Origin of the sequence: Polynucleobacter necessarius (assembly GCF_900095195.1) — a bacterium.
Lineage (GTDB): Bacteria > Pseudomonadota > Gammaproteobacteria > Burkholderiales > Burkholderiaceae > Polynucleobacter > Polynucleobacter necessarius_G.
The window spans coordinates 534,174-548,453 of sequence record NZ_LT606950.1 but is presented as its reverse complement, the minus strand read 5'-3'; the positions used below and the strand labels follow the sequence as shown (position 1 = coordinate 548,453).

Below are 14,280 nucleotides of genomic sequence, written 5' to 3'. Positions count from 1 at the left end.
CCCGTAAGGATGAAGTAACTGAGTTTATAAAGCGCGGGTACGCGTTACGCGCATCACGTCGGGATTGGTGCGCAAGCTACGCATCACTTTTGATAAATGCAGACGGTCATACACCTGAATCGTAAAACAAATAGTGACGGAATCTTCTTTAAAGCGGTCTTCCATCGAAACATTCATGATGTTCGAATCCGCAGAAGTCACACTGCTCGCCACGCGGGCTAAAACACCTTTACCCTGACGCGTATCAATCGCTAAATCGACTTCAAATTCTCGATTAAGCTCTTTGCTCCACTCTACTTCTACCCATTTATCACTGTCTTTAGAAAGCATACGCAAGGCTACTGGGCAGTCATTCGTATGGACTTGCAAGCCATCACCTTTGCCAAGATAGCCGATGATGTTGTCGCCAGGAATGGGATGGCAACAGGATTGAAAGCTAATGGAATTGCCCTCGCGCCCATCGACCAAAATCGCTTGACGTTGATGCTGGTGAGGATGCAATTCTTGATTGGGTGTGACCCAATCCGCTGCGCCAAAACGCATTTGTTCAGTTCCACCCTCTTCATCAACGAGGATTTTGAGACGAATGGCGAGTTCCTGGGGTGAGCGGCGACCAAGCGCAATGTTGACGCAGGCCTCCTCGCGATTTTTATCCCCCGTCCAATGCATCAGCTTCTCCCAAATCTCCGGGGTCAATAAAGATGCATCAACTCCTTGTTGACATAAGCTGTTTACCAACAAACGCTCGCCCAATTGCAACAATTCGGAGTAATGTTTGGTTTTTAAAGCGTGTCGAATCGCAGCGCGTGCTTTACCAGTGCGTACAAAAGCTAACCAACCCGGATTAGGCTGCGAGTTCGCTGAAGTAATCACTTCAATGATGTCGCTGTTTTTCAGCTCGCTGCGAAGCGGCAATTGCAAGCCATTGATCTTGACAGCAACGCAGGTATTTCCTAAATCACTGTGAATGGAATAGGCAAAGTCCAAAGCCGTTGCACCGCGGGGCAATGCGCGTATTTGCCCTTTCGGTGTAAACACATAAACCGCATCGGGGAACAAATCAATCTTGACGTGCTCCAAGAATTCCTGCGAGTCGCCACTACTGTCTTGAATATCAATCAAGGACTGAAGCCATTGGTGAGCACGGTTTTGGACTTCGCTCATATCAGGTGAGCCATCCTTATACGCCCAGTGTGCGGCAACTCCGGCTTCTGCCACCGCATGCATGTCCGTTGTCCGAATTTGAAACTCGACTGGCACTCCGGATGGACCTAATAAGGTGGTGTGGAGAGACCGGTAACCATTGAGCTTGGGAATTGCAATGTAATCCTTAAACTTACCGGGCATCGGTTTATACAAGGAATGCAAAATACCGAGCGCACGGTAACACTCATCAATGCTACTCACAGTCACGCGGAACGCATACACATCCAATACCTGAGAAAAGCTCACATGCTTGGTGCGCATCTTGTTATAGATGCTATACAGAGTTTTTTCACGGCCACGCAGATCAACATTCAGATTGGCTTTTGCAAACGCCATGCGGGAGGCTTGCAAAATCTTCTCTACCATTTCTTTGCGATTGCCTCGCGCCCGTCTAACAGCCCCCTCAATGACTCGGAAACGCATGGGCATGGAGTAACGGAAGCTAAGGTCCTGAAGGTCACGATAGATCACATTCAGCCCCAAACGACGGGCAATTGGCGCATAGATCTCAATGGTTTCAGCGGCGACCCTACGACGCTTTGCCATCGGCACCGCATCTAGGGTACGCATATTGTGCGTACGATCCGCCAACTTCACCAGAATCACTCGGACATCCCGCGCCATCGCCATAAACATTTTGCGAAAGCTTTCTGCTTGCGCTTCTGCATGACTCTGAAACTCCAGTTTGTCCAACTTTATTAGGCCCTCTACGAGCTCAGCAACTTTAGCACCGAACTTCTCAACTAAATCGGCTTTTGTACAGCCTGTATCTTCAATCACATCATGCAGCAGCGCTACCATAATGGAAGGAGCATCCAAACGCCAGGTGGCGCACAACTCCGCTACGGAAACTGGATGGGTAATGTAAGGTTCACCACTATGGCGATATTGTCCTAGGTGAGCAGCATCTGCAAACTGAAATGCTTTTTTAACTTGGGCAATTTCTTCGGGCTTGAGGTAGCCCAACTTTGAAATCAAGCCTTCAATCGAGACGACCTGATGTTTTAGTGGGCTGGTAGTAGGTGCCGAGGTCGGACCAAAAAGATGGCGACTCGATTGCGCCAAGATAGAAGCAATAACGGACTTCTTACTGTCTTTCTGAGTTGGCGTATCGGAAGAGATACTCAGCAGGTCTGCTTGAGGATGTTGTGCTGCACTGAAGGCGCCCTCATTAGGCGAGGCCACTCCGGTTAATTCCGATGTCTTGGTTGATCCCAAAGGTCCTAAGGGAAGCTCCACACCGGAACTCCTAAATTACAAAGGTACTTTGGTCAGCATGTCACGGTCAGTTACACCAGCTGCGACTTCACGCAACGCCACAACCGTTGCTTTGTCTCTGGACTCAACACGTGGAGAGTGACCTTGAACCAATTGACGTGCGCGATACGTCGCCGCCAACACGAGTTCAAAACGATTTGGGATGGTTTTAAGGCAATCTTCTACAGTAATACGGGCCATGCTGAACTCACTTAAATTAGCCTCAATACCGATAGGATAACTGATTAGACCCCAAGGCGCCGTAAAAGGGCTGGATTTCTGGCCATAGCAGGGCCAGAACGCAGGCGGCTGGCAGCCAAAATATCCTGCAAATCTGTCAAGGCCTGGTCAAAGGAATTATTAACCACGATGTAATCCGCCTCGGGAGCATGGATTAGCTCAATATGGGCTGCGGCGAGGCGTTTTTGAATGGTTGCCTCATCATCCTGACCGCGTTTGCGCAAACGCTCTTCCAAAGCCTCAATGGAGGGTGGAAAAATAAAGATCCATTGCACTGACAGGATGAGCCTGCGGATTTGCTGAGCACCCTGCCAATCGATTTCAAGCACGACATCATTGCCTGTTTGCATTTGCGATTCAATCCAAGGCTTGGATGTGCCATAGAAATGACCATGAACTTCTGCCCACTCTAAAAAGTGGCCTTGATCACGTTCCGCAATAAATGCTTCCTGAGAAACAAAACGGTAATCCTTGCCATCCACTTCACCCGGTCTCGGTGCGCGCGTTGTCGTAGATAAAGATAGTTTTAATCCCGCATCTTCTTTTAATAGCGCATTTACCAAGGAGGATTTACCTGCACCGGAAGGCGCCACAATCATAAGCACGCTGCCTTGATAGGAGGTATTTGCGTTCGTCATAGATCGATAGTATGAAATAAATTACTCAAGATTTTGAACTTGCTCACGCATTTGCTCAATAAAGAGCTTGAGCTCCAAAGCTGCTTGCGTGCACTCCTCAGAAACTGATTTGGAACTGAGAGTATTGGCTTCACGATTGAGCTCTTGCATCAGAAAATCCAATCGCTTACCTACTGGCCCCTTACCCGCTAGGACAGTATTGACAGCTTGTAGATGCGTTTTGAGCCTTGCAAATTCTTCAGCAATATCGATGCGTACCGCGTAAAGCACCACTTCCTGACGAATACGCTCCATCAATTCGGCCGCTGTTGCGCCCGCATTTTTTGCTTGCTCTTGTGAAGCCAAGGCTTCGGCCAAACGCTCAGTCAGTTTTTTCTGATATTGCGCAACATACTGCGGCACCTTGGGCTCAATCACACCCACGATGTCGCGCATCTTGCCGGTGATATTGGTCAACACAGTTACTAAAGCCTTACCTTCAGCAAGACGACTCTCCAATAATGCATCTAAAGCAGCGCGCCCTGCCTCCACCGTTGCTGTAATCCAACTCTCTTCTTCCCCTCTGGGTTCAGACACGACACCAGGCCAACGAAGCACTTCAGAGATGGTTAATTCTTGCGCTTTTGAAAACGTGCGTTGAGCTTGTCCTTGAAGGGTATAGAGCGCATCTAGGCGGTCAGTATTAATAGCCCCCAATGCATGCGGATTGCTTTTAGCTGACCCGGCTGAGGCATTGTTAATGCGCCACGCAGCCCGAAACCCGACTTTCCCCCGAGAGAGGTTCTGGGTAGCCATTTCGCGTAAGGCGGGCTCAGCCCCCCGGCACTCATCGGGCAAGCGAAAACCCAAGTCCAAAAAGCGGCTATTGACCGCCCAACATTCCACCTGCAGATCTGCCACCACACCACCCCCTAAGGAGACTTGGCGTGAAGCGCTGCCGTAACCAGTCATGCTCGATATCATATGAACATTGTAGACCATGAGCAGCCAAAATTCAGCCAAAATCTCCCGCCCAAGCAGTCGCCAACCCACCGACTTGCGTCCCGTGACGATCACTCGAAGCTTTACCAAGCATGCTGAAGGTTCGGTCTTAATTGCTTTTGGCGACACCAAGGTCTTATGTACTGCCAGCATCTTAGATAAAGTTCCGCCCCACAAACGTGGATCTGGCGAAGGGTGGGTTACTGCGGAATACGGCATGCTGCCCCGCTCTACCCATACGCGCAGCGATCGTGAAGCAGCCCGTGGCAAACAATCGGGTCGCACTCAAGAAATCCAGCGCCTCATCGGTCGAGCAATGCGCAGTGTTTTCGATCTGAAAATTTTGGGTGAACGCACGATTCATTTGGATTGCGATGTCTTGCAAGCCGATGGTGGCACACGTACCGCCTCCATTACTGGTGCATATGTTGCGGCGCGCGATGCTGTTAATCAACTCCTTAAGAGTGGCGCACTAACTCAAGACCCAATTATCGATAGCGTAGCTGCGATTTCAGTGGGCATTTATGAGGGCGTCCCAGTATTGGATTTGGATTACCCTGAAGACTCATCATGCGACACCGATATGAATGTCGTGATGACGGGCAAAGGTGGCATGATTGAAGTGCAAGGCACTGCTGAAGGGGCAGCATTCTCTAGGGGCGAGTTAACTGCCCTGCTAGATTTAGCGGAGCAAGGCATTCAAGAGCTCACGCAATTGCAAATTCATGCATTGACGTAATTAGATTGATCCAGAAAGTAGTCCATGCGAAAGCTGGTTCTCGCCTCTAATAACGCAGGCAAAGTTCGCGAGTTTGCCGCACTGCTCGCGCCCCTCAAGTTTCAAGTGATTCCTCAGGGTGAATTGGGCATTCCTTCAGCTGAAGAACCGCATCACACGTTTGTAGAAAATGCGCTTGCGAAAGCACGTCATGCCAGCGGATTAAGCGGCCTTCCTGCGCTAGCCGATGATTCTGGAATTTGTGCACATGCTTTGGGCGGTGCTCCCGGGGAGTTATCTGCCCGTTACGCTGGTGAACCTGCAAATGACGCTGCCAACAATCAATTACTCATTCAAAATCTACGGGATGAACAAAACCGCGGGGCGCACTATGTGTGCGCACTCGTCTTCGTAAATAGCGCCAACGATCCCGAGCCCCTGATTGTGCAAACACGCTGGTATGGCACGTTCATTGATACCCCGAAAGGGACTAACGGGTTTGGATACGATCCGCATTTTTATTTGCCAGAACTTGGTCTCACGGCGGCTGAGCTTGCTCCCGAAAAGAAGAATTCCATTAGCCATCGCGGGCAAGCCCTACGAGAATTCATTACCCAACTACAGTCTCGTGTCTAATCTGCAGCACCATTCAGTAACACTCACAGCGCCCCCACCCCTCGCGCTCTATATCCACTTTCCGTGGTGTGAAAAGAAGTGTCCGTACTGTGATTTCAACTCCCATCAAATAAAGGATAGAACTGGAGGCTCTAACCAATCCGGTTTTGATGAAAAGCGCTACATCAACGCACTCATTGCCGATTTAGAAACTGAGCTTCCCAATATTTGGGGACGTCAGGTGCACAGCATTTTTATTGGCGGTGGTACCCCCAGCCTATTCTCGCCGGAGGGTATGGATCAACTTCTCTCAGCGACTCGTGCGCGCGTCAATCTCGAGCCCAATGCAGAAATCACGATGGAAGCAAATCCAGGATCCATTGAGGCAGAAAAATTTGCAGCGTTCGCCAATTGCGGGATTAATCGTGTATCCATTGGTGTACAAAGCTTTCAGGATGCGCAGTTAAAAGCTTTGGGGCGAATCCACAATGGCGAAGAGGCGAAACGGGCAATTCAGATTGCGCTAGATCACTTTCAATCAGTCAATCTCGATTTGATGTATGGCCTACCGAATCAAACACTGGAGGCAGCAAAGGCCGATATTGAAACCGCTCTGTCATTTCAGACGCCACACTTATCCCTCTACAACCTGACCTTAGAACCTAATACGTATTTTGTGAACTTTCCACCAACATTACCAACTGATGATGAGGTAGATGCAATGTCTGAGCAAAACCTAAAGCTTTTAACTGCAGCTGGGTATAAGCGTTATGAAGTGTCTGCGTATGCAAGAAAAGATCAAGGGTGCAAACACAATCTGAATTACTGGCGCTTTGGTGATTACATTGGCATTGGTGCTGGGGCGCACAGCAAAATATCTTACCCAAACCGAATTACCCGTCAGGTGCGAGAACGACACCCCGAAGCGTATATGACCACAATGGAAACCAAGGGCCATGCCGTCATGGAATCCAAGGAAGTTGATGCCAATGACCTCCCCTTTGAATTCATGCTCAACGCATTGCGACTAACCGATGGGGTTGATACCCAAACCTTTAGCGAGCGCACCGGCCTGCCACTCAGCGTGATCAGCAAGCCTCTGGACAAAGCCAGCAAAAAGTGTTTGCTTGATGAAAATCCCAGCAAATTGCGGGCAACCGATCAGGGTTTACGCTATCTCAATAACCTGCAAGAGATCTTTCTTGCCTAGCGAAAGTCGGTTAAAGTAATCAGCAGTAAGAATACTCAATATAAAAATATTGCAACCCATTGCAAACCGTATTGGAGACTAACCAAATGATGTATCGCACTTTGCTCGGCCAAAAATCTGGTCGATTCTTAAACACTGTTGTCAATATGTTGGTGTTAGCTGCCAGTTCACTAATGTTTTCTCAAGGCGCCTTTGCTCAAGCAAAAGGCTGGCCAGATAAACCAATCAAATTAATTGTGGGCTTTCCTCCTGGGGGCGGCTCCGATGCGATTGCTCGCGTGATTGCGATAAACCTCTCGCAAATGTGGGGGCAACAAGTGGTGATTGATAACCGCGGCGGAGCTGCAGGCACCATTGCGGACGATCTCCTAGCCAAAGCACCTGCAGACGGATATACCCTAGGCCTTGCTCACGTCAATGCAATGTCCATCATTCCAGCCTTGGGACAAAAGATGCCTTACAACGCATCAACAGACTTTACGCCCATTATTTTGTTAGGCATTACACCAAACATTTTGATTGCCAATGTCGATGCCCATGCTAAGAATGCTAAGGATCTCGTTGCCTATATGAAACAGAATCCAGGCAAAGTCAGCTTTGGATCTGCAGGTAATGGCAGCACCCAACACCTCGCCTATGAACTCTTTATGCACATGGCGGATACACAAGGCATGCACATCCCCTATAAAGGAAGTGGCCCGGTTTTAGTTGACCTTATTGCTGGTCACATCACCTACGCTTTTGAAACGATGGGCGCTGCTACGCCCCATATTCAAAGTGGCAAAGTCATTCCAATGGCACAAACCAGAACCAAGCGCTCGCCCGCCTACCCCAATGTCCCAACCATGGAGCAATTGGGTTATGTTGGTTTTGAGGCAACAGTTTGGTATGGTTTGATGGGGCCCGCCAATCTTGATCCCAAGATCGTCGCCAAGATTAATACCGATGTGAATACCATATTGAAGAAGCCTGAGATCCAAGCCAAGTTGGCAGAAGTAGGCGCAGAAGATGGTGGTGGTACGCCGGCAGCTTTTAGTCAGTTTATTGCCAAAGATCGTAATCGCTGGGCAAAGCTGGTGAAAGATGCGAAGCCGCAAATTGATCTGAATTAACTCAGACTGCAAATACTTGTTTAGGAGATTGGCGGAAGAGGTGAGATTCGAACTCACGAAGGACTTTCATCCTCGCCAGTTTTCAAGACTGGTGCATTCAACCGCTCTGCCACTCTTCCTTAAATTGAACTTACTGTGTAGTCGGTTTGATTACAGCCCTAAATTGTAAGGAATTTTTGACCTGTCCCTCTAAATAGTTGGCAATCGCTAGGCTAGCGGTCAATCCCGGGGATTCAAAGCCATATAAGTTATAGAGTCCCCGCAAACCATGATCCCCTGGCCCATTAAAGCAAAAGTCTCCCGCAGGGGCGTTTGGCGGAACAATTTTTGCTCTAACCCCTGAGTAATCAGGCTGTAGCGCCCCGTCTTTGAGATTTGGCCAATAGCGCCTTACCGCAGCATAAAAGCCCTCACTGCGTTTTGGATTCACGGTGTAATCAATTTGCTCTTCGGATGCAATATCGAGCCACTCTACATCAGGGCCAAACTTGGCTTGACTCCCCATATCCAAGGTAAGGTGCACGCCGAGGCCGCCCGGCTCTGGTACCGGATAAATCAAATGGTGAAATGGTGACTTTCCAGAAAGAGAAAAATAATTGCCTTTTGCAAAGTATGCCTTCGGAATCTGCTCAGGTAGAAGGCCTTCAATTTTGTTTGCTACCGCTGGAGCACTCATTCCCGCGCAATTAATTAGCAGCTTAGTTTGAATGGTCATTGACTCACTACTGTCTGCGACACCAACGTGCAACGCATATCCATTCTCGGCGTGGCTGCCAAGCGGTTTTGTTCGCATTAGTGGTGACTGATAGGCAACCATGCCACCCGCATCTTCAAAGCCTCCCAGCAGTGAGAGCATATAGCCATGACTATCGAGGATTCCAGTGCTAGCTGACAAGATTGCAGCAACACAATTAAGGTTTGGCTCTAGTACTTTTGCCTCATCTCCTGAAATTAATTTGATTGCAGGTACATGATTATTTTGGGCTTTGTAATAAAGCGCTTGCAGATCATCAATCTGTGTATCGTCTGTAGCAACAATCAGCTTGCCATACGATTGCGTAGCAACGTGATGATTGCGACAGTATTCATAGAGCAATCGATTTCCCTCAACACACAGCTTGGCTTTCAGCGAATCTTTCGGGTAGTAAATACCTGCGTGAATCACCTCGCTGTTGCGTGCGCTGCTGACCGTTCCAAATGCACTCTCGCGTTCGAGCAAGATCGTTTCACGACCTTGCAAAACCATCTCTCTCGCGATAATATGAGGGTTTCTGACCCATTTCCACGGTTTCTCCGTCTTCCCAAAGTCCGAGAGCGGTTTGGTCTCAGCTCGACGCCAATCACGCTAAAGTAGTGCTTAGTGGGGTGATTAATGTCTACACCCTAGGTGTAGTTTGGACCCAGATCCGAGACTCCCAAAGCGCATGGCTTGCGAGCATCCCCAAAGCGAATGTTGCACAGGCCACTCTGACGTTTGATGCGACTGCAGTAACTTCTTTAGATGGTGCAGGCATCGCTTTTTTAATTGGCGTGGAAGAGGCGCAAATAAAAGTAGGTGCCAAGTCTGAATTGCAAGGTTTAAATAGTCGCTATCAACCCTTGTTGCATGAGTTTGATCCCATCAGTAATTTATTCCCAGTCCCTGCTGAGAAACCGAAGCGTAGTTTCTTCGTTAGTACGGGGATGGCTGCACAAAATCTCATAAATGATTGGGGGGTGATTACCTTTGCGGGACATCTGAGTTCGGATTTACTTTGGTCTTTGCGAAACATCACAAAAGTACGTGGGGGCGATTTTGTGAATGCTGCCGTAGAGGCGGGTATTGCAGCGCTACCAATTGTGGGTTTAGTGGCCTTTTTAATTGGTGTAATTCTATCGTTCCAAGCTGCTATTGGTATGAAACAGTTTGGCGCAGTGTCCTTTGTGGGGCCTTTGGCGGCTCTCGGCATTGTTCGTGAGAGGGCCCATTGATTACCGCCATTTTGTTGGCCGGCCGTTCTTCAGCGGCATTTGCTGCCGAGATTGGCACTACGACCGTGAATAGCGGAGTGGATGCGCTAGTTTCAGGCGGTTTGAGTCCAATGCGTTTTTTGGTTGTGCCTAGAGTGCTTGCCGGAATTTTGGTGGCACCCATCCTGACTTTATACGCAGACATCGTGAGCATCATTGCGTCGATGTGCACGATGCAAATTTATGGCATTCCTTTTGTGAATTTTTACAACGGCATGATTAGCGCGGTTGATGTGGAAGATATTTTTTCTGGATTGGTTAAAGCGACGATGTTTGGTGTCGTTGTCTCTGCAATGGGATGCTTACGTGGTATGCAAACTGGTACTGGTGCTGCCGCAGTGGGCATCTCAGCTACTCGTGTGCCGTGGTAAGCAGTATTGTGATGATTGTGGTGGTGGACGGCATCTTCGCTGTTATCTCTTATAAACGGGTTTCTGGTGAATACACCAGCAACCAATCCGATCCCATTTTCGACTCCATGCGCCATTGATGTGCACAATCTCACAGTGGGTTATGGTTCAAATGTTCTGATGAAAGACCTCAATTTCACAATAAACAATGGTGAAATCTTCGTCATCCTCGGCGGCTCGGGGTGCGGTAAATCGAGCCTCCTCAAGAATCTTTTTGGCTTATATCAGCCGTTATCCGGCGATGTGCTCATCGAAGGAAAAACATCACCAAGGCCCAAGGAGCAGAGCGTTAGAATCTCATGACGAGCTTTGGCGTCATGTATCAACAGGAAGTCTTATTTGGTTCCATGAATCTTTTGGATAGCGTTACATTATTCATGCAGGAATATACCCAGCTGACGCAGGACCAAATGAATTTGCTGGTACGTTGCAAGTTAGACCTCGTGGGCTTACCTATCTGCCATTTATGGCCAAGATGCCTAATCCTACAGAAGCGCAATTATTTGGAGCAATCCAAACTACCCCGAAAAAAATGGCATCCACTGGAGTCACCACGGCATCGGACATGAGCGTTGGTGGAAACTTTGGTGTTGATAAAGAAATTGCCATCTACAAAGAGATCTTTGCTAAAAACGCATCACCGATTCGGGTGCGGGGTTATTTGTACAGTCAGGCCATTCCTCCTGGATACAAAGGCGTTAAGCCGAATGATGGTGATGATCAGCTGCGATTTATTGGTATTAAATATATTACCGATGGTTCTACGCAAGGTCTCACTGCTGCAGTGACGCAACCTTAATGGATCGACCCGGTACTGCAGAATTGCGAGTGCAGGTTCGTCCAGAGAATCGTGCATATTTGGGTCAACAAGCGGAGCGTATTGCATTTGCTGGCCCACTAACATCCGACGATGGCAATACCGTGTTAGGAAGTCTATTAGTCATGGATTTCCCCAGCAGGGCAGCAGTAGAAGAATGGTTAAGTAATGAACCCTGGAGCACAATTTTGAAACACTCTACTGGGTGCGCGACATTGTTGCGCGTGGGCCTGAGTGGTTTAGTTCATACGGACTACATGGTCTTGCCGTCGAGTTTGAACTCTACGGTTTGTAACTCGAGTTCTTTGGATTGGTTGGTGCGTTCATGTTTGTCTCGTTTTCCCGATATTGTTTTTAGCGATTGTTATTTCACTTCCTGCGGGAAATATTTCTGAATACAACGAATAGGATTGGGTGCTGCTTGACCTAAACCACAGATGGAGGCATCAACCATCACCGTAGCCAAATCGTCTAAGGTTTGTTGATCCCAAGCTGGTGCTTGCATCAGCTTGGCAGCCTTGTTGGTAACTTCACTCCAGGTTGTTTAACACGCCCGCTCACGCTGTAACTGCGCAAGCCCTTGCGACCATTGTTTCTTATGAAGGCGAAACGATTCTCAAGGCCGCTAAACGTCATGGGGTTGATATTCCCCACTTGTGTTTCAAGGATGGGTATCGTCCAGACGGTAACTGCCGTGCCTGCGTTGTGGAAATCAATGGAGAGAGAACGCTGGCGCCTAGTTGCTGCAGAAGTGCTACGCCTGGCATGGAAGTCAAGGCCAATAGTGAACGTGCTTTAAAGAGTCAAAAGTTGGTGTTGGAGATGTTGCTCTTCGATATGCCGGATGAAGGCTTCAAGTGGGTGGGTGATAGCAAAGAAGCTGAACAGCAAAATCAGCACAGTGAGCTGAGTTCGTGGGCAGCACGCATGGATGTTGCTGATGGCACCGTTAAAGTATTGGTAGAGGGTGTGCAGCGCGCTTCTGCATACCACCGGAGATCTCACTGGGCATATACGATTCATAAGGAAGTAAGTGGCTCAACCAACTTACCGGTTAGCTTACCTTTGGCATCCTTGACGTAGATGCCACCACCTGAAGGATTTGGGGTACTTTCAGTAATGCCTGCCAACTCGATAGCCTTGTGATTGACGTAAGCAATATGACCGGATTGGTTCACGATAAAGATCGAAACGTCTTTTGACGCCTTGTCCAAATCATCCGCATTAAGCTCAGCCATAAACGGGCTTATACGAGAGGGATCGACACCAAACCCAATTAACCAACCGCCCTGCGGAACACTTTTGACGGCTGCTTTAACCTTTTGAATCAATGTATCTTTAGTGTCATATGGCAAGGTAAAGTTACTGAGGTTTAAACCGAGATTTTCAAATACGGAGGTCGCCATGATGTGCACGTGTGGCTCCACAAATCCTGGCATGACGGCCTGACCCTTCAGATCAATCACCTTAGTAGAATCCGCCTTCCAATCTTTCACAACAACATCTTTATTACCAACAGCGACAATTTTGCCGCCCTGGATTGCTAAAGCAGGATCTTTGTTGAACTGTGGTGTCTTTTGATTCCAGGCTAAAAAGGCCTTCAAAATGCCCTTGCGTGTATCGCCGCCTTTGGCAAGCAGAACTCAGGCTGAGCCTGCTTTGGGCGATCTGCCATGTAGGTTTGAAATACGCCTTCTCCAAAACCAAAACAAAAATTCTGGGCATCCACATCATTTAGATTACGACAGAGCTCTACAAACTCTGCGGTAGAGTTGTCATTCTCCGGAACCACTGATTGAGCATAGCTTGGTTGGCATCCTAAAAACACCAAAACGCCAAATCCATAAAGTACATTTTTAATAGACATAGTTATCTTTCACAATTTTTGATGACACAGCGCTTAGCGTCTAAAGCCACCCATACGTCCGCCACCGAAACCACCACGGCCGCCCGCACGCTCACCACCACCAAAACCACCCTCTCGAGGATCTCGCTCAGGAGCACGGTAGTTGTCACGCGCACGCTCTGCATCATTGCGCGCAGCTTGTTCATGAGAAGAGTCTCGACCAGGATCGCGCGATCCTTCACTACGACCAGCATCGGTTCCGTTGAGGCCATTCTTTTCTAAATTCTGACGCAAGTGGTCACGCTCTTGATCGCGTATTGCAGATGAACCTTGATTACTCAACTTACCGTATTTACTTTGCAAATTGGAATTTGGATATGGCATATTGCCACGATGCTGTGGATTAAATTGCCACTTATCACCAGAGCTAAATGAACCCGATTTAAAGTTTCCATTCGCCGTATTGCGATTGAAACTATTGAACGTATTGTTGTTCACAGTGATCGAGCCACCATCCCAACCGCCACCCCAGTGCATGCCACCAAAGAGTGCGGCACCGACAGCCATGCCAATACCGAAAGACAATAGTTCCGCGCCGGCCACATACCCTGGTGGGTAGTATGGTGGAGGCGGTGGATAGGCTGGATAAGGCCATGGACCATACACCACCGTAGGATTATGCGTTGGTACATAAATCACCTGTGGACTGGCTGGCTGAATAATGATGTTTTGACCAGAGGTGCTAACAGTTTGCTGCGGAGTAGAAGTTAAGTTGCCAGCCTGCTTTGCTTTCGCGCGCATAGTCTGAATTGCCTTCATCACATCGGATTGCTGAGCCAATACAGCATCACCTAACTTTTGTGTCCAGTTCAAATCCGAGCCCATCATTTGCAAGGCTTGTGGAAAACTCACTAAGGACTTGACGCTCGGATCCCAATTTTGGGATTGCAAGGCGCCATCTAATGCAGGTCCAGTCAAGCGGGAATTTTGCTTTTGCCAACCGGCTGCTTCAGCCACTTCCAATGGATAGGTGGAAGCCATCAGAATTTGCGAAATCAATGAATGAGGATAAAGCGCAATCGGCGATACCAAAGAATTCAGTTGTTGATCTGACAGGGGCGCCTGACTTTGGCTAGTAGATTGCGCAAATACATACGTTTTGGCAACTGGTGCAATCATTGTAACCATAGACAACCAAGGAAAACCCATGAAAAAAACTC

At 48.5% G+C, this 14,280-nt stretch carries 16 protein-coding genes, 1 tRNA gene and 3 pseudogenes; 10 read left to right on the top strand and 10 right to left on the bottom strand.

Features of this window, described 5'->3' with window-relative positions; translation table 11 throughout:
- Positions 1-24: 24 nt before the first annotated feature.
- From BQ1619_RS03100 to BQ1619_RS03085, 4 genes are read right to left on the bottom strand one after another with little or no spacing between them, the layout of a single operon-like run.
- A complete protein-coding gene (locus tag BQ1619_RS03100) occupies positions 25-2,445 on the bottom strand; it encodes a RelA/SpoT family protein (RefSeq protein WP_114662215.1) in 2,421 nt (806 codons plus the stop codon).
- A 15-nt stretch (positions 2,446-2,460) separates the two neighbouring features.
- Positions 2,461-2,664 (bottom strand): DNA-directed RNA polymerase subunit omega, encoded by a 204-nt coding sequence (rpoZ, locus tag BQ1619_RS03095; RefSeq protein ID WP_011902918.1) that lies wholly within the window; start codon positions 2,662-2,664, stop codon positions 2,461-2,463.
- 44 nt (positions 2,665-2,708) lie between these two features.
- Positions 2,709-3,341, bottom strand: a complete 633-nt coding sequence (gene gmk / locus BQ1619_RS03090; RefSeq protein WP_114662213.1) for a guanylate kinase — start codon at positions 3,339-3,341, stop codon at positions 2,709-2,711.
- Between the two features lie 21 nt (positions 3,342-3,362).
- Positions 3,363-4,292, bottom strand: a complete 930-nt coding sequence (locus tag BQ1619_RS03085; RefSeq protein WP_231968466.1) for a YicC/YloC family endoribonuclease — start codon at positions 4,290-4,292, stop codon at positions 3,363-3,365.
- Positions 4,293-4,320: 28 nt separating this feature from the next.
- Between BQ1619_RS03085 and rph the strand changes: the two genes are divergently transcribed.
- From rph to BQ1619_RS03065, 4 genes are all read left to right on the top strand, one after another.
- A complete protein-coding gene (rph, locus tag BQ1619_RS03080) occupies positions 4,321-5,061 on the top strand; it encodes a ribonuclease PH (RefSeq protein ID WP_114662211.1) in 741 nt (246 codons plus the stop codon).
- Between the two features lie 24 nt (positions 5,062-5,085).
- The gene (rdgB, locus tag BQ1619_RS03075) at positions 5,086-5,676 is read left to right on the top strand and encodes an RdgB/HAM1 family non-canonical purine NTP pyrophosphatase (RefSeq protein ID WP_114662209.1); all 591 of its coding nucleotides are present in this window, start codon (positions 5,086-5,088) and stop codon (positions 5,674-5,676) included.
- A complete protein-coding gene (hemW, locus tag BQ1619_RS03070) occupies positions 5,669-6,865 on the top strand; it encodes a radical SAM family heme chaperone HemW (RefSeq protein WP_114662207.1) in 1,197 nt (398 codons plus the stop codon). Before rdgB ends, hemW begins: the two co-directional genes overlap by 8 nt.
- 86 nt (positions 6,866-6,951) lie before the next feature.
- Complete coding sequence (locus BQ1619_RS03065; protein ID WP_231968465.1) at positions 6,952-7,977, top strand: Bug family tripartite tricarboxylate transporter substrate binding protein; 1,026 nt, start codon at positions 6,952-6,954, stop codon at positions 7,975-7,977.
- A 29-nt stretch (positions 7,978-8,006) separates the two neighbouring features.
- Here BQ1619_RS03065 and BQ1619_RS03060 read toward each other — a convergent pair.
- Positions 8,007-8,096, bottom strand: a tRNA-Ser gene (locus BQ1619_RS03060).
- An 11-nt stretch (positions 8,097-8,107) separates the two neighbouring features.
- Positions 8,108-9,223 carry an NAD(P)/FAD-dependent oxidoreductase gene (locus tag BQ1619_RS03055; RefSeq protein WP_114662205.1) on the bottom strand — a complete coding sequence of 372 codons (1,116 nt, stop codon included), beginning with the start codon at positions 9,221-9,223 and terminating at the stop codon, positions 8,108-8,110.
- 107 nt (positions 9,224-9,330) lie between these two features.
- Between BQ1619_RS03055 and BQ1619_RS10225 the strand changes: the two genes are divergently transcribed.
- The 5 genes and pseudogenes from BQ1619_RS10225 to BQ1619_RS10595 all read left to right on the top strand — a co-directional run.
- Positions 9,331-9,948: an ABC transporter permease gene (locus BQ1619_RS10225; RefSeq protein ID WP_197711838.1), complete on the top strand. Its 618-nt coding sequence runs from the start codon at positions 9,331-9,333 to the stop codon at positions 9,946-9,948.
- Positions 9,945-10,358, top strand: coding sequence for an MlaE family ABC transporter permease (locus BQ1619_RS10220; RefSeq protein ID WP_197711837.1), 414 nt, complete (start codon positions 9,945-9,947; stop codon positions 10,356-10,358). The genes BQ1619_RS10225 and BQ1619_RS10220 overlap by 4 nt, the downstream gene beginning before the upstream one ends.
- A gap of 66 nt (positions 10,359-10,424) precedes the next feature.
- Complete coding sequence (locus BQ1619_RS08995; RefSeq protein ID WP_231968464.1) at positions 10,425-10,700, top strand: ATP-binding cassette domain-containing protein; 276 nt, start codon at positions 10,425-10,427, stop codon at positions 10,698-10,700.
- A gap of 124 nt (positions 10,701-10,824) precedes the next feature.
- Positions 10,825-11,196, top strand: a complete 372-nt coding sequence (locus BQ1619_RS03040) for an amidohydrolase family protein (RefSeq protein ID WP_197711835.1) — start codon at positions 10,825-10,827, stop codon at positions 11,194-11,196.
- Positions 11,196-11,330, top strand: a pseudogene (locus BQ1619_RS10595) (YciI family protein); the annotation flags it as partial. The gene BQ1619_RS03040 and the pseudogene BQ1619_RS10595, both read left to right, overlap by 1 nt.
- A gap of 248 nt (positions 11,331-11,578) precedes the next feature.
- Here the strand turns inward: BQ1619_RS10595 and BQ1619_RS03030 are convergent.
- Positions 11,579-11,740 (bottom strand): annotated as a pseudogene (locus tag BQ1619_RS03030) (NADH-ubiquinone oxidoreductase-F iron-sulfur binding region domain-containing protein); the annotation flags it as partial.
- Between the two features lie 62 nt (positions 11,741-11,802).
- Between BQ1619_RS03030 and BQ1619_RS03025 the strand changes: the two are divergent.
- A pseudogene (locus tag BQ1619_RS03025) lies at positions 11,803-12,166 on the top strand (2Fe-2S iron-sulfur cluster-binding protein); the annotation flags it as partial.
- A 67-nt stretch (positions 12,167-12,233) separates the two neighbouring features.
- On the opposite strand, the gene BQ1619_RS03020 reads toward BQ1619_RS03025, so the two are convergent.
- Genes BQ1619_RS03020 through BQ1619_RS03010 form a run of 3 tightly spaced genes read right to left on the bottom strand, consistent with a single transcriptional unit; the run spans position 12,234 to position 14,248 of the window.
- Positions 12,234-12,818: an amidohydrolase family protein gene (locus BQ1619_RS03020; protein ID WP_114662199.1), complete on the bottom strand. Its 585-nt coding sequence runs from the start codon at positions 12,816-12,818 to the stop codon at positions 12,234-12,236.
- Positions 12,815-13,081, bottom strand: a complete 267-nt coding sequence (locus tag BQ1619_RS03015) for a Rap1a family protein (protein ID WP_114662197.1) — start codon at positions 13,079-13,081, stop codon at positions 12,815-12,817. Before BQ1619_RS03015 ends, BQ1619_RS03020 begins: the two co-directional genes overlap by 4 nt.
- 33 nt (positions 13,082-13,114) lie before the next feature.
- Positions 13,115-14,248, bottom strand: coding sequence for a DUF3300 domain-containing protein (locus tag BQ1619_RS03010; RefSeq protein ID WP_162784583.1), 1,134 nt, complete (start codon positions 14,246-14,248; stop codon positions 13,115-13,117).
- Between the last annotated feature and the right edge of the window lie 32 nt (positions 14,249-14,280).

Bases quoted from the DNA above. Each gene is read 5' to 3' on its own strand.
- rpoZ (WP_011902918.1), bottom strand. From the start codon at position 2,664: ATGGCCCGTATTACTGTAGAAGATTGCCTTAAAACCATCCCAAATCGT.
- gmk (WP_114662213.1), bottom strand. From the start codon at position 3,341: ATGACGAACGCAAATACCTCCTATCAAGGCAGCGTGCTTATGATTGTG.
- BQ1619_RS03085 (WP_231968466.1), bottom strand. From the start codon at position 4,292: ATGACTGGTTACGGCAGCGCTTCACGCCAAGTCTCCTTAGGGGGTGGT.
- rph (WP_114662211.1), top strand. From the start codon at position 4,321: ATGAGCAGCCAAAATTCAGCCAAAATCTCCCGCCCAAGCAGTCGCCAA.
- rdgB (WP_114662209.1), top strand. From the start codon at position 5,086: ATGCGAAAGCTGGTTCTCGCCTCTAATAACGCAGGCAAAGTTCGCGAG.
- BQ1619_RS03065 (WP_231968465.1), top strand. From the start codon at position 6,952: ATGATGTATCGCACTTTGCTCGGCCAAAAATCTGGTCGATTCTTAAAC.
- BQ1619_RS03055 (WP_114662205.1), bottom strand. From the start codon at position 9,223: ATGGTTTTGCAAGGTCGTGAAACGATCTTGCTCGAACGCGAGAGTGCA.
- BQ1619_RS03015 (WP_114662197.1), bottom strand. From the start codon at position 13,081: ATGTCTATTAAAAATGTACTTTATGGATTTGGCGTTTTGGTGTTTTTA.
- BQ1619_RS03010 (WP_162784583.1), bottom strand. From the start codon at position 14,248: ATGGTTACAATGATTGCACCAGTTGCCAAAACGTATGTATTTGCGCAA.